The sequence below is a fragment of the Curtobacterium sp. NPDC087082 genome (genome assembly GCF_044745045.1).
Classification (GTDB): Bacteria; Actinomycetota; Actinomycetes; order Actinomycetales; family Microbacteriaceae; genus Curtobacterium.
Genome location: NZ_JBIUZN010000006.1, coordinates 56,227 through 75,362, shown reverse-complemented (window position 1 = coordinate 75,362; position 19,136 = coordinate 56,227). Strand labels below are relative to the sequence as shown.

Here is a 19,136-nt window from a genome sequence, read left to right as displayed (position 1 = left end):
CGGTCGAACGATTGTCCCACGTCCGCGCGGCGGCGGCGCGCACGTCCCGTCAGACCACGGCGTGCTCCGGCGCCGGCAGCGCACCCAGTCCGCGGCGCAGGTCCGCGGGCGTCGCCGCGAGGCAGACGCGGATCCAGCCCTCGCCGGTCCGCCCGAACGCGCTCCCCGGCGCCACGGCGACCCGCTCCCGCTGGAGGAACCCGAGCGCCCACTCCGCGACGTCGCCCTGCGAGGCGTGGGACATGTCGATCCACAGGTAGAAGGCGCCCCGCGGGTCGAGGTAGTGGATGCCGGCGGCGTCGAGCACCTCCTTCGCGACGCCGAGGTTGGCGCGGTAGTGCTCGCGGGCGTCCTGCACGGCGGAGTGGTCCCCCACGATCGCCGCGAGGGCCGCCCACTGGTCGGGTTCGGCGACGCAGCTGATCATCGCCTCCTGGGTCGTCCGCATCGTCGGGCCGAGTCCCTTCGGCGTGACGAGGTACCCGACACGGACGCCCGTCATCGCGTAGGTCTTGCTCAGCGAGAAGGCGGTGAAGACACGGTCGTCCTCGTCGAGGCTCGCCAGGCTGACGTGGCGGGTGCCGTAGGTGAAGTACTCGTAGACCTCGTCGCTGATCACCCAGAGGTCGTGCCGCTTCGCCAGGGCGAGCAGGTCGCGGAGGGTCTGCTCGCCGAACACCGAGCCGAGCGGGTTCGACGGCGAGTTCACGACGAGGGCCCGGGTCCGCTCGGTGATGCTCGCCTCGAGGGCCTGCAGGTCGGGCTCGAACCCGTGCTGCGGCTCGAGCCGGTACGGCACCGGGGTCGCTCCGATGATGTGGGCGTTCATCGTGAAGGTCGTGTAGCCGGGGTCCGGCACGAGGACCTCGTCGCCGGGGCTCAGCACGAGGGTCATCGCCTGGAAGAGCGCCTGCGTCGCGCCGATCGTCATCCAGATCTGCTCGACGTCGACCTCGATCCGGTTCTCGCGGCGGAGCTTGTCGCGGATGGCCTCCCGCAGCGGGGCGATGCCGCCGTTCGGGGTGTAGTCGGTGCGGTCCTCGGTCCAGGCGCGCCGGGCGGCCTCGCCGATGTGCGCCGCGACGGGCACGTCGGGTTCGCCGATGACGAGCATCGCGATGTCCGTCCCGGTCGCCTGGTCCGTCTGCTCGGCCTGCATGCGGGCGGCTTGCTCGAACACGCGGCGGATGCCGGAGGCGGGGACGGTCTCGATGCGGGGCGCGAGCGATGGCATGCTCGTCACGGTAGCGAACGGTTGTTGCGGCACGGTTTCGGCGTTTCGGTGCTTTGGTCCAGACGCTCCGGCCTGGTAATGTTGGTGGCTGGCTTCCGCGTTCCCCGCCCACGGGTGGAACGCGATGCGACCAAGGGCCCCTCTACCCAGCGGTCGCGACCACCCGTAGAGACGATCAAGGAGCAACACGCATGGCGAACATCAAGTCGCAGATGAAGCGCATCAAGACCAACCTCAAGGCCCAGGAGCGCAACAAGGCCTACCGTTCGGAGCTCAAGACGGTCATCCGTCACACGAACGAAGCCGTCGTCGCCGGCGACAAGGACAAGGCCGTCGCGGCCCTGACCCTCGCGTCGAAGAAGCTCGACAAGGCCGTGAGCAAGGGCGTCATCCACAAGAACCAGGCCGCGAACCGCAAGTCGGCCATCGCGAAGAAGGTCGCGTCGCTCTGACGCACTGACCCTTCTGGTCGAACAGGCCCCGCACCGTTCGGTGCGGGGCCTGTTCGCGTGCATGGGGCGCGGCGCACGGCGCCGGGCGCGCGGCGCCTGGCGGCGTGACACGCGCGTTTCGACATGCTGCGCGTCGATCGACACGCAGAACGTCGCAACGAGCGTGCGGTGCCCTCCGACTCGCGTCGCGTGCGCAGTTCGGGAGGCGCGGCTCGCCTCAGCGCGCCTCGCCGCGCCGGGCAATGGTGCGGACCATGACCTCGAGCGCGTAGTGCGCATCGCGCGAGCCACCCTTCACCGCGGTGTCGGCCTCGGCGATGCTGATGATCGCGTTCGCGAGCCCGGACTCGCTCCACCCCGCGACGTCACGCTGCGCCCGCTGCACCTGCCACGGCGCCATGCCGAGTGCCGAGGCGGCCTGACCGCTCGGCCCGCGGAAGGCACTGACCTTCGCCATCGTGCGGATCTTCGACGCGAACGCCGCCACGATCGGCACCGGAGCCTCGCCCGTGGAGAGCGCGTGCCGCAACTCGACTATCGCCGGCGCCGAACGGCCGGCGAGTGCGATGTCGGCGACCTTGAACGCGTTCGTCTCGACACGGCCGCCGTAGTACTTGTCGACGACCTTGTCCGTGATCTCGGCTGCCTCGTCCGCGAGGAGCTGCCGGCACGCGGCCGCGAGCTCGGCCAGGTCGTCCGCGAACGCCGCGACGAGGGTGCGCACCGCCGAGGGCGCGATCTTCCGTCGGGCAGCGCGGAACTCCGCCGTGACGAAGTCGATCCGGTCGGTCTCGCGCTTGAGCTCGTCGCACTGCACCTCGACGCCCCCGCCGACACCGCTGCGGATCGTGTCGAGCAGCTTCTTGCCGCGCACTCCCCCGCCGTGGCGCAGCACGAGCGTGACGTCGTCCGCCGGGGCACCGAGGTACGAGATCGTCTCGGTGATGAACGCGTCGGTGCACTTCTCGACGTTGGTGACCCGGACCAACCGGGGCTCGCCGAACAGGGACGGACTCGCGAGCGTGGCGAGGAGGCCGGGAGCGTACTGGTCGGCTTCGAGGTCGTGCACCTCGAGCGCGGGGTCCTCGCCCAGGAGCAGGTCACGCAGGACGCTGCTCGCTCGCTCGGCGAGGAAGGTCTCGGGCCCCGTGACGAGCACCACCGGCGCAGGGCGGATGCCCGACCAGGGCACCTGGTCGATCTTCGCTGCGGCGCGGACGGGCTTCTTGGCGGCCATGCCTCGATCCTACGGGCGACCGCTGACGCCGAACGCTCCGTCCACACCCGGAGGGCGTCGGGTCCTTCCCGTCCGACGACCACGGTCCCCTGCTGGTCGGTCCGGTACGCGCGGGTGCCCGCCGCCTCGAGCACGTCCAGCGCCGAGCGGGTCGGGTGGCCGTACGTGTTGTCCGCACCGACGCCGATGAGCCCCACCGCGGCCGCGGTCTCGCGGTAGAGCACCGGATCCTGGTCGGCCGAACCGTGGTGCGCCACCTTCACGACCTCGATCGTGGTCCCGGGCAGGGCCTGCGCCCCGGTGTCGGCCTGGGTCGCCAGGACACCGCGGAGCCGTCGCTGCGCGGTCTCCCCCAGGTCTCCGAGGAACAGCCCGCTGACACACGACGTGCAGCCCGGCCCGGGTTCCGTGCGGAAGACCAGACTCGCGTCGTTGCCGGCGTCCCGCGCACCCGACCGCGGCCACAGCACCTGCCACCGGAGCGGCCCGAGCGTGCCCGACGTCGTGTCGTCGGCCGTGCGGACGTCGATGCCCGCGTCGACGAGTGACCGGAGGACGCGCTCGTCCTCGGCCCGACCCGTCGGCCCGACGAGCGCGGTCGTCACACGGTCCGCGACCGACGCGACCGCACCGACGTGGTCCCGGTCGAAGTGCGTCAGCACGAGCAGGTCGACCCGGTCGACGCCGAGGAGGTCCAGGCAGGCGCTGAGTCGCTCCGGATCGTCGCCGACGTCCACCAGTGCGGTGCCGCTCCCGCCGCGGACGAGCACCGCGTCGCCCTGTCCCACGTCGCACGCGGCGACGGCCCAGTCGCCGGGCAGCCCCGCGGGCACGACGAGTCGGGGCACGGCGACGGACACGATCCCGACCGCTGCGACCGTGCACGCGGCGAGGAGCAGGCGGAAGCGGACCGCTCGGGGCGCGAGGACCGCCACCACGACCGAGGCGCTCACGACGGCAGCGCCGACCACCCCGAGCACGCCGGCTGGCCAGGGCGCGGCGGCGTACGGGAGCGCAGCCGCTCCGTGCGCGACGCCTCCGATCGCGCTGGCGGGTGCCCACGCCACCGCAGCGAGCACCGAACCGCCCCACGGCCACAGCGGCGCGGTCAGGCACGCGGCGAGCCCGACCACCGTCACGATCGGCGCGAGCGGCTCGGTCAGCAGGTTCGCCGGGACCGCGTAGGTCGGGAACGTGGCCGACAACGGGATCGTGACCGGCCAGCAGGCGAGCTGCGCCGCGACGGGGATCGCGAGCGCTGCCGCCACCGGCGTCCACATCCGTCGTGCGAACAGCGCCGTCAGCGGCGGACCGAGGACCACGATCCCACTCGTCGCGAGCACCGACAGGGTGAACGCGAACGACCGGGCGTACCAGGGGTCGACGACGAGCATCCCGACCACGGCGAGGGCGATCAGCGGGACCCCACGCACCGGACGTCCCGTGAGGTGCACCACGAGCACGACCACCGCCATCACGGTCGCCCGCACGATCGAGGGGTCCGGACGGACCAGCACGACGAACGCCAGCAGGAGCGCGATCGCCACCACCGCCCGACCCGCTCGCGGGAGGCCGACGGCCCGCCCCAGCACGACCACGAGTCCCACGATCACCGCGCAGTTCGCGCCGGACACGGCGGTCAGGTGGGTGAGCGCCGAGGTCTCCATCGCGGCCTCGGTCGCGGGGTCGAGTCCGCTCCGGTCGCCGATCGCCAGACCGCGCAACAACGAGGCTCCGGGTTCCGGCAGGGTCGCGCTCGCGGACACGAACGCTCGGCGTGCCCGATCGGTGGCCGCGAGGAGTCCCGTCGTCGGCTCGGTCCGGACCTCACCGCGCAGGAACACCACGAACGACGTCGTGCTCCCCGGCTCGTCCGCTTCGAGCGTCGCCACCCCGTGTACCCGACTCCCCGCGGCGACAGCCCCGCCCGCGCCGCGCGCCGTGGGGACGACCCGAACCGGCACGCGCAGCCCGTCGACGTCCTCCGCGGTCACCAGGGTCCCGAGCACCGACCGGTCACCCGCCGCGAGGTCCCGGTCGAGCACGATCTCCACGGCGACCGTCCGGACACCGTCGAGGACGGCAGGGCTCCGCCGGTCGTCGCCGGCCACCACGGCGACCGCCACCGTGGTGCAGAACGCGGCCGACGCCACCACGAGTCCCACGACGCCCAGAGCCCGCCGCTGACACCCCACCACCAGCCACGCGATGCCGCCACACGCGACGGCCGCGCCGACGAGCCCGAACCACCCTGCGCTGCCCGGTACCCCGACCAGCACGGCCGCACACACCCACGCGGCCGTCGCGGGACCGGCCACTCGCAGGTCCCGCACGCTTGGAGCGAGGTCGACCGCCACCGCCGGCCCCGATCAGACCCGCACGCGGTCGCGGAGCTCCGCGAACCGGACGTCACCGATGCCGCTGACGTCGAGCAGGTCCTCGACGGCGGCGAACCGTCCGTGCTCGTCGCGCCACGCGAGGATCCGGCCCGCGAGCGACGGCCCGATCCCGGGCAGGGTCTCGAGCAGGGTCTGATCGGCCGTGTTGAGGTCGACGACGGCATCGACGGCAGACCCGGCACCACCACCGGCACCATCCGACCCGGCTCCAGCACCGCCGCCACCGCTCCCGCTCGAGCCGTCGAGCGCTGCCGGGATGTCCGTCTCCCCCACCTTCGGCACGTACAACCGCTCGCCGTCCACCAGCACCCGCGCGAGGTTCAGCCGAGCCAGGTCCGCGTCGTCACGAGCGCTCCCGGACCGCTCGACCGCGTCGGACACACGGCTGCCCCCGGGCAGCGTCACGATGCCCGGACGTGCCACCGCCCCGACGACGTGCACGACCACGAGCGGGGTCGCCGACGAGGACGGAGAACCCCCACCCGGAGAACGGGACGGCACCGCCGACGGAGCGCCCGCCACCGACAGCGGACCGTCGCCCGCACCGCCCGCAGACGATGACGATGACGATGACGAACCCGACCACGACCCGACCGCCACCACGACCCCGGCGACCAGGACGACGAGCCCTGCCAGCAGGACCGCCGTCCGCGGCGACAACGCCAGCCCAGCGCCCCACGACCGCGCAGACCCACCCGCCGAAACCGCCCCAGCCCCGCCGGACGGTTCCGTGGCTCCACCATCACCAGACGACATGCCCGCACGCTACGGAGCCCGACCACCCGGCCGGACCCCGCAACGACGATCGGTGGACGACCGTCCTCCAGCCCCACCTGTGGAGGACGAACGGCGCGCTACCCCTTGATCGCGATGTTCACGAGCTTCGGCGCCCGCACGATCACCTTCACGATCTCGCGGTCCCCGATGTACCGCTGGACGTTCGCCGACGCCCGTGCGAGCGCCTCCAGCTCCGACGGCTCGATCGACTTCGACACCTCGAACGAGTCGCGCACCTTGCCGTTGACCTGCACGACCGCGGTCAGCGACTCCTGCACGAGCAGCGTCGGGTCGGCCTTCCGCCAGCCGTACGTGGCGACGGTGGCCTCGTAGCCCAGCTTCTCCCACATCTCCTCGCCGGTGTACGGCGCGAAGACGCTCAGGCCGAGCGCGATGGTCTCGACGGCCTCGCGGACGGCGGGGTCAGCCGCGCCCGGACCGTTGTCGATCGCCTTGCGGGTGACGTTCACCAGGTCCATGAGCCGCGCGATCACGACGTTGAACTTGAACGACTCCATCATCCCCGGCGCATCGGCCAGGAACCGGTGCGTGACCTGCCGCAGGGCGCGGTCGCCGTCCGCCCACACGACGTCCGGCGACGACGTGACGTCGAGCGCCAGCCGGTAGGCACGGGCGAGGAAGCGGGCCGAGGCGGACGGGGAGACGTCCTCCCAGTTGATGTCGTCCTCTGGAGGCCCGGCGAAGCCCATCACCAGGCGGATCGCGTCGACACCGTTCGCGTCGAGCTCGTCACCGAGCGAGACGCCACCCTTCGACTTCGACATCTTCGAGCCGCCGGACAGCACCATGCCCTGGTTGAGCAGCGCCGAGAACGGCTCGGTGAAGTCGAGGTAGCCGAGGTCGAACAGCACCTTGGTCACGAAGCGCGCGTACAGCAGGTGCAGGATCGCGTGCTCGATGCCGCCGATGTACTGGTCGACCGGGGCCCACTTGCGCGCGACGGCGGGGTCGAACGCCTGCGTGTCGTCGTTCGCCGCCAGGAAGCGCAGGAAGTACCACGACGAGTCGACGAAGGTGTCCATCGTGTCGGTGTCGCGGAGCGCGGGGGTGCCGTCCACCGGGTTCGGCACGTTCACCCAGTCGGTCGCGCCACCGAGCGGCGAGGTGCCCTTCGGCTTGAGGTCGAGCCCCTCGGTGTCGGGCAGCCGGACGGGCAGCTGGTCCATCGGCACCGGGTGCTCGGTGCCGTCGGCACCGTGGATGATCGGGATCGGGGTGCCCCAGAAGCGCTGGCGCGAGATGAGCCAGTCGCGAAGACGGTAGGTCTTGGCGGCACGTCCGGTGCCGCGCTCCTCGAGCAGGGAGATCGCCGCGGTGATCGCGTGCTGCTTGGACATGCCGTCGAGCGGGCCGGAGTTGATCATCCGACCGGTGCCGGTCAGGGCCTCACCCGTCGACACCGGGTCGAGCGCGGGCAGGTCCTCGAGCGAGGCACCCTCGGGGATCACCGGGATCGCCCCGGTCACCGCGGCGTTCGTGTCGACGACGACCTTCACCGGCAGGTCGAACGCCCGCGCGAAGTCGAGGTCGCGCTGGTCGTGCGCCGGGACGGCCATGACCGCGCCGTGACCGTAGTCGGCCAGCACGTAGTCGGCGGCCCAGATCGGCAGGCGCTCCCCCGTCAGCGGGTGGATCGCGGAACGGCCGAGCGGCACACCGGTCTTCGGGCGGTCCGCGTTCTGCCGGTCGATCTCGGAGGTCTTCTGCGTGGCGACGAGGTATGCGTCGAACGCAGCCAGGACGTCGTCCGACACGGATGCGTCAGCCACCAGCGCAGCAGCCAGGTCAGAATCCGGCGCCACCACGAGGAACGTCACCCCGTGGATCGTGTCCGGACGCGTGGTGAACACCGTGACGGGCTCGTCGCGGCCCTCGATCACGAAGTCGACGTCCGCGCCGACCGAGCGGCCGATCCAGTTCCGCTGCTGCGCGATGACCTTCGCCGGCCACCGGCCCTCGAGCTGGTTGAGGTCGTCGAGCAGCCGGTCCGCGTACTCGGTGATCTTGAAGTACCACTGCGTCAGCTTCTTCTTGACCACGACGGCACCGGAGCGGTCCGAGGTGCCGTCCGGCAGCACCTGCTCGTTCGCGAGGACGGTCTGGTCCACCGGGTCCCAGTTGACCCAGCTGTCCTTGCGGTAGGCCAGCCCCTTCTCGTACATCTTCAGGAACAGCCACTGGTTCCACTTGTAGTACTCGGGGTCCGAGGTGTGGATCTCGGTGGTCCAGTCGAACGACGGCGCGTAGCGCTTGAACGACGCCTTCTGCTGCTCGATGTTCGCGTAGGTCCAGTCCTTCGGGTCGACCCCGCGCTTGATCGCCGCGTTCTCGGCCGGCAGCCCGAACGAGTCCCAGCCGATCGGGTGCAGCACGTTGAAGCCCTGCTGCCGCCAGTACCGCGCCACGAAGTCGCCGAGCGCCCAGTTCTCGGCGTGCCCCATGTGCAGGTCGCCGGACGGGTACGGGAACATCTCGAGGATGTACTTCCGCGGACGCGTGTCGTCGAGGTCGGTCGTGAAGAGCCCGAGCTCCCCCCAGCGCGGCTGCCACTTCTCCTGCAGACGACGGAAGTCGTAGGCGTTCGGGTCCTCGGGGTACGGCTCGGTGGTCACGGAACTCTCATTCAGTCTGGAGGCACGGATCACGTCCGTCGGACGCGCTCCGGTCATCAAGGATATAAGCCTGGAGGAACGGATCACCGCACCGGAGTCGACCCACCGCCGGCAGGTGCTCGGCTCACACCGCCGCGAGCCGCCCGTCGCGCATCCGCAGCGTCCGGTCGACGAGGTCCGCCTCCACCGGCACGTGCGACACGATGACGACCGTCCTGCCGTCCTGCCGCGCGGCCCCGACGAGGTCGCGCAGCACGGTGTCGCCGAGGTCGGGGTCGATGTCGGCCGTCGGCTCGTCGAGCACGAGCACCGGGAACGCGTGCAGGAGCGCCCGGGCGAGCGCGAGCCGGTGCGCCTGCCCGCCGGACACGAGGGCACCGCGCTCCCCCACGCCCGCGTCGAGTCCACCGCGTCGCTGCACCCACGACCCGAGCCCGACCCGGTCGAGCACGGCGAGCAGGTCCTCGTCGGTCGCGGTGTCGCGGGCGAACAGCAGGTTCTGCCGCACGGACTGGTCGAACACGAACGGGTCCTGCTCGATCAACCCGACGCGGGCGCGGACGGCGTCGGGGTGCATGTCCCTCGCCTCGACCCCGTCGAGCGTGTACGAGCCCTCGTGGTCGACGAACCGGACGAGCGCGTCCACGAGCGTCGACTTGCCCGCGCCGCTCGGTCCCTCGAGCACGACGACCTCGCCGGGTCGGAGGTCCAACGACACCCGGTCGACGGCGGCCGCCGCGGCACCGGGCCAGCGCACCGTCACGTCGCGCAGCGAGACGGCGACGGGCCCGTCGACCACGAGCGAAGCGGGATCGGCGTCCGCGTCCGGCTCCGGGACGATGCCGGCCGGCACCTCCGCCGGGACGACCCGCTCCACCCGGTCGGCCGCGGCTCGGACCCGGCGCAGCGTCAGCACCGCGAGCGGGACCCCGCCGACGACCTCGAACAGGGCGAGCGGCACGAACACGGCGAGGGCCCAGAGCGGTCCGTCGAGCGCGCCGGTGACGACCGCGGGGGCGCCGACGGCCAGGATCCCGATGACCGCGCCACCACCGACGAGGCCGACCAGGGCCCCGACGAGTGACTCGATCGTCCCCCGGCGCCGCACGGCCGCGGTCACCCGGGCGTCGAGCCGGGCGATGTGGTCGAGCCGTTCGTCGAGCGTGCCGTAGGCGGCGAAGACGTCGAGCGTCCGCACAGTGTCGAGCACGAGGTCGGCGACGTGCCCGCGTTCCGCGGCCGTCTGCTCGTCGGAGCGCCGTGCGATCGAGAGGGTGACGACCGACCCGAGCAGCGCGGCCACGGCGAGGGCGACGAGCAGCACGAGCGCCGCCGGCACCGACACGAACGCGACCGCGACGACGGAGAGCAGCGCGGCCACGCCGGCGGACACGAGCGGACCGACGACGCGGATGGGCAGGTCCTGCAGCCGGTCGGTGTCCGTGACGAGCCGCGTGAGGAGGTCGCCGCGACCGGTGGAGCCGAGTCCCGCCGGAGCGATCGACGACAGTCGGCGGTACATCTCGGTGCGCACGACCGCGAGCTGCCGGAACGAGGCGTCGTGTCCGGCGAGGCGGTCCACGTACCGGAGCGCCGCACGGCCGAGCGCGAACGCGCGGACACCCACCATCACGAGCGTCAGGTAGAGGATCGGCGGGTGCTCGGCCGCACGCGTGATGAGGTACCCGCTCGCGGCGAGGAGCGCCACGGCGCAGACCGCACTGAGCGCACCGGCCGTGACCGCCTTCGCCCAACCGGCCCCGTGCGGCATCGCGAGCCGCAGGACGGAGGCGTCCCCGCCGGCACGGCCGCCCCGCCGCTGGCGCGTCGGACCGGAACCGGCGTCGTGGGCCCCTCGCGCCTCCCGGGTCATGCCCGCACCCCGTCCGCCCGGGTGACCGCGACCGCGTCACCAGGTCGCCCGTCGACTCGGGCGACCGCGACCGCGCCGTCCGGCCGCACGTCGACGCGGACGTCCGCCGCCGCGACGACCGCGGGCCGGTGGCTCGCGACCACGACGACGGCCCCGTCGTCGGCGAGGCGGCGGAGCGTGCGGACGACGTGCGCCTCGGCGTCGGCGTCCAGCGCGGAGGTCGGCTCGTCGAGCAGCACGAGCTGCGTCCCCGTCCGCCGCGCGCGGTACAGGGCGCGCGCCACCGCGACGCGCTGCGCCTGGCCGCCGGACAGGCCGCTGCCACCGGAACCGACCTGGAGGCGCGGGTCGAGTCCCAGCCCCGCCTCGCCCAGGGCGGTGCGGACCGCTGGCTCGTCGGGGGTCGCGCTGAGCGCGACGTTCTCGGCGATCGTGCCGCGGACGAGTCGTGGGCGCTGGTCGGCCCAGGTCGTGCGCTCGGCGACCGTGCTGCCGTCGGGACCCGGGACGGTCACCGTGCCGTCGTGGGGCAGGGCTCCGCGGACCGCGGCGATGAGACTGGACTTGCCGGAGCCGCTCGGGCCGGCCAGGACGACGATCGTGCCCGGTCGGGCGCGGAGGTCGAGCGGACCGATCACGACGTCGGGACGGCGCACGGTGAGTCGGTCCAGCACCAGGTGGTCCGCGGCGGGGACGGCTCCGGGACGCGCCGCGGGCGCCGTGGTGTCGTCGAGGACGTCGAGCACGGCGGTCGAGGCCTCGACGCCGTCCTGTGCCGCGTGGAAGTCGGCGCCGACCTGGCGGATCGGGGCGAAGGCCTCCGGAGCGAGGACGAGCACGAACATCGCGGCGCCGAGCCCGAGCGAGCCGTCGACGAGTCGGATGCCGATCGACACCGCGACGAGCGCGACGGACAGGCTCGCGGCGAGCTCGAGCGCGAACCCGCTCACGAACGACAGCCGCAGGACCCCGACGGTGCCACGGCGGTACTCGTCGGTGACGGTGCCGATGCGTCCGACCTGGCGCCGGGCACGGCCGAAGACCTTGAGCGTCGCCAGCCCCTCGACCGCCTCGGTGAAGGCACCGCCGAGCTTCGCGAGCGCGTCCGACTGCTTCCGCTGGAGCGCCTGCGTCGCGAGGCCGATGAGGATCATGAACACCGGGATCACGGGCAGGGCGCAGAGCACGATCAGGCCGCTGGTCAGGTCGCCGAGCCCGATCGCGACGACGAGCATCGGCGTGGCGATCGCGGTGAGGGCCAGCTGCGGCAGGTACCGGCCGAAGTAGGCGTCGAGGGCGTCGAGCCCGGGGCCGAGCGTGGTCGCGAAGGCCGCACTCGAGCGCTCGGCGAGCCACGACGGTCCGCGCTCGGCCGCCCGGGCCAGGACGGTCGCGCGCAGCTCGCTCTTCACCTTCGCCGCTGCACGTGCGGCGAGGTCGTCGGTGGCCCAGGCGGCCACGGCCCGGACGACGAACGCCGCGCCGAGGAGCGCGAGCGCCGGGGTGAACGCGTCCGGGACGCTGCCGTCACGGACGGCGTCCACGCCGAGGGTCACCGCCGCGGCGATCCCCCACGCGATCGCGATGGTCGCGAGCGTGCGGAGGACACCGGTGCCGGCGGCCGCGACGATGAAGCCACGGGCCGTCCGCGACAGCCGCAGCAGGCGCGGGTCGAGCGGCTTCACCGTCGCCGCCTAGTGCGCGGCCTGGGTCACGTGGGCCCGGGACACGCGCTTGCGGAAGATCCAGTACGTCCACGCCTGGTAGGCGAACACGAGGGGCACGAAGATCAGTGCCACCCAGCTCATCACCGTGAGCGTGTACGAGCCGCTCGAGGCGTTGTAGACGTTCAGGCTGTTCGCCGGGTCGTTCGTCGCGGGCATGACGTCCGGGAAGATCGCGGTGAACATCGCCAGGACGATCGCGGCGATGGTGACCGCCATGAGCGTGAACGCCCGGCCCTCCTTGCCCCAGGCGGTGCAGAGCACCGCGAGGACCAGGGCGAGCGCGGCGACGACCGACAGGACGATCGACGTCGGGGTGGACCGCACGAAGGCCATCCAGACCAGGAACGCTGCGCCGACGACGATCGTCAGCACGCCCGCCCGGGTCGCGAGGCGCTTCGCACGCGCACGGATCTCACCCTCGGTCTTCAGCGCGACGAAGACGACGCCGTGCGTGAAGAACACCAGCAGCGTCGCCACGCCGGTGAGCAACGCGAAGGGGTTGAGCAGGTCGAACACCGTGCCGGTGTAGTTGTGGCCGGCGTCCATCGGGATGCCCCGGACCACGTTGCCGAACGCGACGCCCCAGAGGAACGACGGCACCGCGCTGCCGACGATGATCATGAGGTCGAACCGGCGCTTCCACTCGAGGTGCTTGTTCTGGTGCCGGTACTCGAACGAGACGCCGCGGGCGATGAGCGCGGCGAGGATGAGCAGGAGCGCCAGGTAGAACCCGGAGAACATCGTGGCGTACCACTCGGGGAACGCCGCGAACAGGCAGGCGCCCGCGACGATGACCCAGGTCTCGTTGAGGTCCCACACCGGGCCGATCGTGTTGATCAGGACCCGACGGTCGGTGTCGTCCTTGCCGAGGAACGGCAGGGACATGCCGACCCCGAAGTCGAAGCCGTCGAGGACGAAGTAGCCGACGAAGAAGACGCCGACGATCGCGAACCAGAGAACGGGGAGATCCATCAGTAGACCGTCACTTCGTGCTTGACCTCGCCGGTCTCCTCGTCGACCTCCGCCGGGGCGGCGGGGCCCTCTTGCGCGACCTTCTTGATGAGCCGGAACTCGACCACCGCCAGGGAGCCGTAGATGAGCGTGAAGACGATGAGCGAGATGAGGACCTCGACCCCGGTGACGTTCGGCGAGACGCCGTCACTCGTCTTGAGCAACCCGAACACGAGCCACGGCTGGCGGCCCATCTCGGTGAAGATCCAGCCGACGATCATCGCGGCCATCGGCAGCGGGACGGTCCAGGTGGCGATGCGCCAGACCCACCGCTGGGTCGGGAACCGGCCCTTGCGGGTCAGCCAGAGCCCGACGAGCGAGACCAGCACCGCGCCGACACCGAGCGCGATCATCCAGCGGAACGACCAGTAGGTCACCCAGATGATCGGCTTGTAGTCGCCGGGGCCGTAGACCTGCGAGTACTGCGCCTGCAGGTCGTTGATGCCCTCGACCGTGCCGTTGAACGTGTGCGTCGACAGGAACGAGAGCAGGTACGGCACACGGATCGAGAACAGCTCGTGCACGCCGTCCGGGGTGCCGAGCGTGAAGATCGAGAACGAGGCGTCCTTGCCGGTGGCGGTGTTGTACAGCGCCTCGGCAGCGGCCATCTTCATCGGCTGGGTGTCGACCATCGTGAGGCCGAGCTGGTCGCCGGTGAGCACCGTGAGCGCCCCCGCGGCCAGCATCGTCCACATGCCGAACTTCAGCGCCGGCATCATCGTCTCGAGGTTCTGGTTGCGCGCCAGGTGGTACGCGGCGACCGAGATGATCACCGCGGCGGCGACCATGAAGCACGCGAACAGGGTGTGCGGGAAGGCGGCCAGCGCGACCTTGTTGCCGAGCACGGCCCAGATGTCCGTGAGCTCCGCACGCCCCTTGGCCTCGTTCATGGAGAAGCCGACCGGGTGCTGCATGAACGCGTTCGCGGCGATGATGAAGTACGCCGACATGATCGTGCCGGCGCTGACGCACCAGATGCTCGCGAGGTGCAGGCCCTTCGGCAGGCGGTCCCACCCGAAGATCCAGATGCCGATGAACGCCGCCTCGAAGAAGAACGCGAGGATGCCCTCGAGCGCGAGCGGGGCGCCGAACACGTCACCGACGAACCGGGAGTAGTTCGACCAGTTCATGCCGAACTGGAACTCCTGCACGATCCCCGTCACGACGCCCATCGCGAAGTTGATGAGGAAGATGCGCCCGAAGAACCGGGTCAGCTGGAGGTAGTGCGCGCGCCCCGTCCGGTACCAGGCCGTCTGGAACACGGCCACGACGACGGCCATGCCGATCGTCAACGGGACGAAGAGGAAGTGGTAGATCGTCGTCAGACCGAACTGCCACCGCGACAGGAGGAGCGGATCGAGGATGTCGTTCATGCGGCGTTTCCGAGCCGGTTCGCCGCGCGCTGTTGGTGCACGTCAGTTGCTTCCTGTGGAGGGGAACTTCTGCTGTCACAACCGTTGGGACACGAACACGTTACCTCGCGGACACATGGTTCGACAAGTTGTAGAACCCTCAGTGCACGGATGTGCAGCGGGATTGCACGGCACAACCGTGCGGAACAACGGTGCGGGTACCTGATCCCGGAACGACGACAGGTGCCGGGCAGTTGCCCGACACCTGTCGTTCAGTGCTTGTTGCGTGCTACAGCAGGTCGTTGTCCTGCAGGAACGCCTTGGCGACCGAGGCCGCCGACTTCTGGTCGACCGAGTTCTGACGGTTGAGCTCGATGAGCGCGTCGGTCGTGAGGAGCTTGTTCACCTTCTCGATGGCGTCCGCGGCCTTCGAGTCGAGGTCCTTCGACACGATCGGGGTCACGTTGTTGGCCGGCACGAGGTGCTCCGGGTCCTCGAGCGTGACGAGCTTCTCGGTCTTGATCGAGGCGCTGGCGGAGTAGATGTCCGCGACCTGCGAGTCACCGTCCTGGATCGCCTTGATCGTGAGCGGGCCGCCGGAGTCGTTCTGCTGGTTGACCTCGCCGGTGATGCCGTACTTCTCCTTGAGGCCCTTCGGACCGTAGGCGGCGGTGGCGAACTCCGGGTTGGCGGCGATCGAGATCGTCCCGCCGATCTTCGAGAGGTCGGCGATGGACTTCAAGCCGTACTTGTCCGCCGTCGCCTGGGTCACCGTGTAGGTGTCGGCGTCCGAGGCGTCGGCCGACGGCAGCGCCTTGACGTCCGACGGCAGGGCCGACTTCAGCGCGGTGTTGATGCCGTCCGTCGTCGTCTCGGTCGTGGTGGACTTGCCGTCCTCCTGCAGGAGGTAGTTGAGCAGGTTGCCGTTGTACTCCGGGAAGACGTTGATGCTCCCCTTCGCGACCTCGGGCCAGTACGCCTTGCGCTGACCGATGTTGAGCTTCTTGGTGACGGTGAAGCCCTCGTGCTCGAGCTCCTGCGCGTAGAGCTCGGCGATGATCTCGTTCGACGGGTACGCCTGCGAGCCGACGACGATGGTCTTGGAGTCCCCACCGCCGGAGCCGGAGGAGAGCGGGTCGCTCGACGAGCAGCCCGCGAGGGCGATGGCGGCCGCGGACGCGACGGCGATCGTCGCGGCGAGACGCCGGGTCGTTGCTGTGATCACGGGTGGGTTCCTTCCACAGGGGTTGATGCTCGTGGTGCTGAGCTGCGGGTGCTCCGACGCGACAGACGCGCCGACCCGGCGGAGACACCCGCGGGGACGGCGAGCCGCTGCAGCGCGGCGAAGACGATCTCGAACGCGATGGCGAGGGCGATCACCAGGAGGGAACCGCCGAGCACCTCCGCGTAGTCCGAGTTGGCGATGCCGGAGAAGGCGTAGCCGCCGAGTCCGCCGGCGTTGATGTAGCCGACGAGGGTCGCGGTGGCGACGACCTGCAGCACGGCGGCACGGATGCCGCCGACGATGAGCGGCAGGGCGAGCGGGATCTCGACCTTGCCGAGGATCTGCCACCCGGTCATTCCCTGCGCCTTGGCGGCGTCGATCACGACGCGGTCGATCGCCTCGACGCCGGAGTACGCGCCGGCGAGCACCGACGGGATCGCGAGGATGACGAGTGCGATGAGCGGCGCCCCGAGTCCGAGGCCGATCGAGAGTGCGAGCAGCGTCAGGACGCCGAGCGTCGGCAGCGCGCGGATGCCGCCGGAGACGCCCACCGCGATCGAGCGTCCCTTGCCGGTGTGCCCGATCAGCAGGCCGACCGGCACGGCGATCGCGACGGCGATGGCGACCGTGAGCAACGTGATCCACACGTGCTCCCAGAGCCGGACGCCGACGGCGTCGGACCCGACGTTGTTCGCCGGGTCGAAGATCCAGGCGATGCCCTGGGCGAAGAGGTTCATGCGGAGACCTCGTTCGCTCGGACGTCGTCAGCGGCGCGGCGTCGGACGGCACGGGCGTTGCGGCCGCTCCCCCGTGTCCACGGCATCGCGAGCCGACCCACGGCCACGAGCAGCGCGTCGAACACGAGCGCGAGCACGATGGTCAGGACGATGCCCGTGAGGATCTCGGCGCTGATGCCGCGCTTGAGGCCGTCGGTGAGCAGGAACCCGAGGTTCGGCACGCCGATGAGCGCGCCGACCGTGATGAGACTGATCGTGGACACCGACACCACCCGGATACCCGCGAGGAGGACCGGACCGGCGAGCGGCAGCTCCACCTTGAAGAACCGCTGCGCGGGCGAGTACCCGAGCGCCTCGGACGCCCCCACGACGTCCTGGTCGACCGCGTCGATGGCGTCGGCGGCGGACCGGGCCATCAGGGCCACGCCGAAGATGGTCATCGCGATCACGACGTTCACCGGGTCGAGGGTGCTCGTGCCGATGATCGCGGGCAGCACCAGGAAGAGGGGCAGCGCCGGGATCGTGTAGAAGAGGCTCGCGACGACGACGATCGTCGAGGCCGTCCCCCGGGCCACCCCGTTGCGCTTCCGCAGGCGCGACACGAGCAGGCCGATCGGGACGGACAGCAGGAAGCTGATGACGATCGGCGGGATCGCCAGCCAGACGTGCGCGATCAGGTTGTCGCTGATCGTGTCCGTGTTGCCGAGGACCCAGTTCACGCGTCGCCCCGCTGCTCCTGGGGCACTGCCTCGGCCGCGTCCACGACCTGCACCGGACCGGTGAGCACACCGGCGGCACGTCCTTCACCGTCGACGACGATCGGCCCCGTCGGCGTCTGCTCGACGCGGAGCGCACGGCGGCCGCGACCGGCGCCGATGAAGTTCGCGACGAAGTCGTCGGCGGGCTCGGCGAGGATCTCGGCGGGGGTGCCGAGCTGGGCGATCTCGCCGCCCTTCTTGAGGATGACGACCTGGTCGCCGAGCTTGAAGGCCTCGTCGATGTCGTGCGTGACGAACACCACGGTCTTGCCGAGCTCGCGCTGGAGCCGGATGAGCTCGTCCTGCAGGTCGTTCCGCACGAGCGGGTCGACGGCACCGAAGGGCTCGTCCATGAGCAGGATGTTCGGGTCGACCGCGAGTCCGCGGGCGACGCCGACGCGCTGCTGCTGTCCGCCGGAGAGCTGCGAGGGGTACCGGTTCGCGAAGGCACGGTCGAGCCCGACCGTGTCCATGAGCTCGAGGGCACGCTGGCGCGCGTCGGCCTTCGGGACCCCCGTCAGCAGCGGCACCGTGGCGATGTTGTCGACGACCTTGCGGTGCGGCAGCAGCCCGGCGTTCTGCATCACGTAGCCGATGCTGCGGCGGAGCTTGACCGGGTCGACGCCCGCGACGTCCTCCCCGTCGATCTCGACGGCACCTGCGCTGGGGTCGACCATGCGGTTGATCATCCGGAGGAGCGTGGTCTTGCCGCAGCCACTCGACCCGACGAAGACCGTCGTGGTCCTCGAGGGGATGACGAGGCTGAAGTCGTCGACCGCGTTGGTGCCGTCCGGGTAGGTCTTGCGCACCGAGCGGAACTCGATCATGGGTGCCCTTCTGTTCGGAGGTAGCCCGACTCCGGGTGAGAGTACCCGTCGGGTGTGACACCCGTTCAGCCGTGACGGCGTGTGTCGTGTCCCGGACAGCGCGTGCGCAGCGTCCGGACGCGACGACGCCCGTCTCTCCTGTTCGGAGGACAGGCGTCGTCGGATTGCCGCTCGGCGTGTCAGGAGGCGGCGATCACCGCTTCGAGGTGCCCGCGGCTCATCGCCCGGTACTCCTCGATCAGTGCGGTCTCGGGGTTCGCCGGGTCTCGGTGCGCCCGCGCGAGGACGGCGTGCGACGACTCGGCGAGGACCACCCAGGTCCGCTCGATGCGCTCCCCCGTCGGCACGCCGAACCGCTCGTGCATGATGTGGGCGACGGCGCTCCCCAGTGCCGCCATCCGGTCCTCGGCGTCGCCCGTGCCGGTGTCCGCCGCGTCGCCGAAGCGGATCGCCCGGAAGCCCGGCTCGGTGCGGTACATCTCGGCGGTGACGTCGATGAGCGCGTCGCAGGCGGCCTGCCAGGTCGTCGCCTCGCTGGTGTCGAGGGCGGTGATGAACCGCTCGGCCAGGCGCTGGGTGCTCCGGATCGCGAGTGCCTCGACCACGGCGATGCGGTCCGGGAAGTAGCGGTAGACGGTACCGATGGACGCCCCCGCCCGCTCGGCCACCATCGCGGTGGTCAGGCGCTCGAACCCGATCTCGTCGATCACCGCGGCCGCGGCGTCGAGGAGGCCGGCGAGGCGCGCCGAACTGCGGGCTTGGACCGGCTCGTTCCTGAGCAGTGATGATCCCCCCGGCAGTGCGTTCGATACCTCGGTGACGAGCACGTGTTCTCCTCTTGCGCCGACAGCGCGACTCATGTGGGTGTGACGGTCACAACTGTCGCAGAGACCG

At 71.1% G+C, this 19,136-nt stretch carries 14 protein-coding genes and 1 pseudogene; 1 reads left to right on the top strand and 14 read right to left on the bottom strand.

The annotated features are described in order from the left end of the window. Positions 1-49 precede the first annotated feature (49 nt). Positions 50-1,234: a pyridoxal phosphate-dependent aminotransferase gene (locus tag ACIPEP_RS16160; RefSeq protein ID WP_071294874.1), complete on the bottom strand. Its 1,185-nt coding sequence runs from the start codon at positions 1,232-1,234 to the stop codon at positions 50-52. Positions 1,235-1,425: 191 nt separating this feature from the next. On the opposite strand from ACIPEP_RS16160, the gene rpsT reads away from it, so the two are divergent. After that, positions 1,426-1,686 (top strand): 30S ribosomal protein S20, encoded by a 261-nt coding sequence (gene rpsT, locus ACIPEP_RS16155; protein ID WP_070418682.1) that lies wholly within the window; start codon positions 1,426-1,428, stop codon positions 1,684-1,686. 217 nt (positions 1,687-1,903) lie between these two features. Here the strand turns inward: rpsT and holA are convergent, their stop codons facing one another. The 13 genes and pseudogenes from holA to ACIPEP_RS16090 form a co-directional block, all read right to left on the bottom strand. Continuing rightward, a complete protein-coding gene (holA, locus tag ACIPEP_RS16150; RefSeq protein ID WP_071294815.1) occupies positions 1,904-2,923 on the bottom strand; it encodes a DNA polymerase III subunit delta in 1,020 nt (339 codons plus the stop codon). A gap of 389 nt (positions 2,924-3,312) precedes the next feature. Next, positions 3,313-4,590, bottom strand: a pseudogene (locus tag ACIPEP_RS16145) (ComEC/Rec2 family competence protein); the annotation flags it as partial. A gap of 702 nt (positions 4,591-5,292) precedes the next feature. Next, positions 5,293-5,763 (bottom strand): helix-hairpin-helix domain-containing protein, encoded by a 471-nt coding sequence (locus tag ACIPEP_RS16140; protein ID WP_402717821.1) that lies wholly within the window; start codon positions 5,761-5,763, stop codon positions 5,293-5,295. A gap of 413 nt (positions 5,764-6,176) precedes the next feature. Next, the gene (leuS, locus tag ACIPEP_RS16135; RefSeq protein WP_402717820.1) at positions 6,177-8,789 is read right to left on the bottom strand and encodes a leucine--tRNA ligase; all 2,613 of its coding nucleotides are present in this window, start codon (positions 8,787-8,789) and stop codon (positions 6,177-6,179) included. Between the two features lie 67 nt (positions 8,790-8,856). Continuing rightward, positions 8,857-10,605, bottom strand: a complete 1,749-nt coding sequence (gene cydC, locus ACIPEP_RS16130) for a thiol reductant ABC exporter subunit CydC (protein WP_402717819.1) — start codon at positions 10,603-10,605, stop codon at positions 8,857-8,859. Then, complete coding sequence (cydD, locus tag ACIPEP_RS16125; protein ID WP_402717818.1) at positions 10,602-12,290, bottom strand: thiol reductant ABC exporter subunit CydD; 1,689 nt, start codon at positions 12,288-12,290, stop codon at positions 10,602-10,604. Before cydD ends, cydC begins: the two co-directional genes overlap by 4 nt. A gap of 9 nt (positions 12,291-12,299) precedes the next feature. Then, the gene (gene cydB / locus ACIPEP_RS16120) at positions 12,300-13,304 is read right to left on the bottom strand and encodes a cytochrome d ubiquinol oxidase subunit II (RefSeq protein WP_070418676.1); all 1,005 of its coding nucleotides are present in this window, start codon (positions 13,302-13,304) and stop codon (positions 12,300-12,302) included. Further along, positions 13,304-14,716 carry a cytochrome ubiquinol oxidase subunit I gene (locus ACIPEP_RS16115; RefSeq protein WP_070418675.1) on the bottom strand — a complete coding sequence of 471 codons (1,413 nt, stop codon included), beginning with the start codon at positions 14,714-14,716 and terminating at the stop codon, positions 13,304-13,306. The genes cydB and ACIPEP_RS16115 overlap by 1 nt, the downstream gene beginning before the upstream one ends. A gap of 268 nt (positions 14,717-14,984) precedes the next feature. Next, positions 14,985-15,920 carry an ABC transporter substrate-binding protein gene (locus tag ACIPEP_RS16110; protein WP_070418674.1) on the bottom strand — a complete coding sequence of 312 codons (936 nt, stop codon included), beginning with the start codon at positions 15,918-15,920 and terminating at the stop codon, positions 14,985-14,987. Continuing rightward, the gene (locus ACIPEP_RS16105) at positions 15,917-16,657 is read right to left on the bottom strand and encodes an ABC transporter permease (RefSeq protein ID WP_070418673.1); all 741 of its coding nucleotides are present in this window, start codon (positions 16,655-16,657) and stop codon (positions 15,917-15,919) included. Before ACIPEP_RS16105 ends, ACIPEP_RS16110 begins: the two co-directional genes overlap by 4 nt. Continuing rightward, entirely contained in the window at positions 16,654-17,376 is a 723-nt protein-coding gene (locus ACIPEP_RS16100; protein WP_070418672.1) for an ABC transporter permease, read from the bottom strand. The genes ACIPEP_RS16105 and ACIPEP_RS16100 overlap by 4 nt, the downstream gene beginning before the upstream one ends. Beyond that, a complete protein-coding gene (locus ACIPEP_RS16095) occupies positions 17,373-18,242 on the bottom strand; it encodes an ABC transporter ATP-binding protein (protein WP_070418671.1) in 870 nt (289 codons plus the stop codon). The genes ACIPEP_RS16100 and ACIPEP_RS16095 overlap by 4 nt, the downstream gene beginning before the upstream one ends. A 179-nt stretch (positions 18,243-18,421) precedes the next feature. Beyond that, the gene (locus ACIPEP_RS16090) at positions 18,422-19,069 is read right to left on the bottom strand and encodes a TetR/AcrR family transcriptional regulator (protein ID WP_175496097.1); all 648 of its coding nucleotides are present in this window, start codon (positions 19,067-19,069) and stop codon (positions 18,422-18,424) included. Positions 19,070-19,136 lie beyond the last annotated feature (67 nt).

What these genes read in the sequence shown, in the direction of transcription:
- ACIPEP_RS16160 (WP_071294874.1), bottom strand. Translation starts at nt 1,234, where the DNA reads ATGCCATCGCTCGCGCCCCGCATCGAGACCGTCCCCGCCTCCGGCATC.
- rpsT (WP_070418682.1), top strand. Translation starts at nt 1,426, where the DNA reads ATGGCGAACATCAAGTCGCAGATGAAGCGCATCAAGACCAACCTCAAG.
- holA (WP_071294815.1), bottom strand. Translation starts at nt 2,923, where the DNA reads ATGGCCGCCAAGAAGCCCGTCCGCGCCGCAGCGAAGATCGACCAGGTG.
- leuS (WP_402717820.1), bottom strand. Translation starts at nt 8,789, where the DNA reads ATGACCGGAGCGCGTCCGACGGACGTGATCCGTGCCTCCAGACTGAAT.
- cydC (WP_402717819.1), bottom strand. Translation starts at nt 10,605, where the DNA reads ATGACCCGGGAGGCGCGAGGGGCCCACGACGCCGGTTCCGGTCCGACG.
- cydB (WP_070418676.1), bottom strand. Translation starts at nt 13,304, where the DNA reads ATGGATCTCCCCGTTCTCTGGTTCGCGATCGTCGGCGTCTTCTTCGTC.
- ACIPEP_RS16115 (WP_070418675.1), bottom strand. Translation starts at nt 14,716, where the DNA reads ATGAACGACATCCTCGATCCGCTCCTCCTGTCGCGGTGGCAGTTCGGT.
- ACIPEP_RS16105 (WP_070418673.1), bottom strand. Translation starts at nt 16,657, where the DNA reads ATGAACCTCTTCGCCCAGGGCATCGCCTGGATCTTCGACCCGGCGAAC.
- ACIPEP_RS16095 (WP_070418671.1), bottom strand. Translation starts at nt 18,242, where the DNA reads ATGATCGAGTTCCGCTCGGTGCGCAAGACCTACCCGGACGGCACCAAC.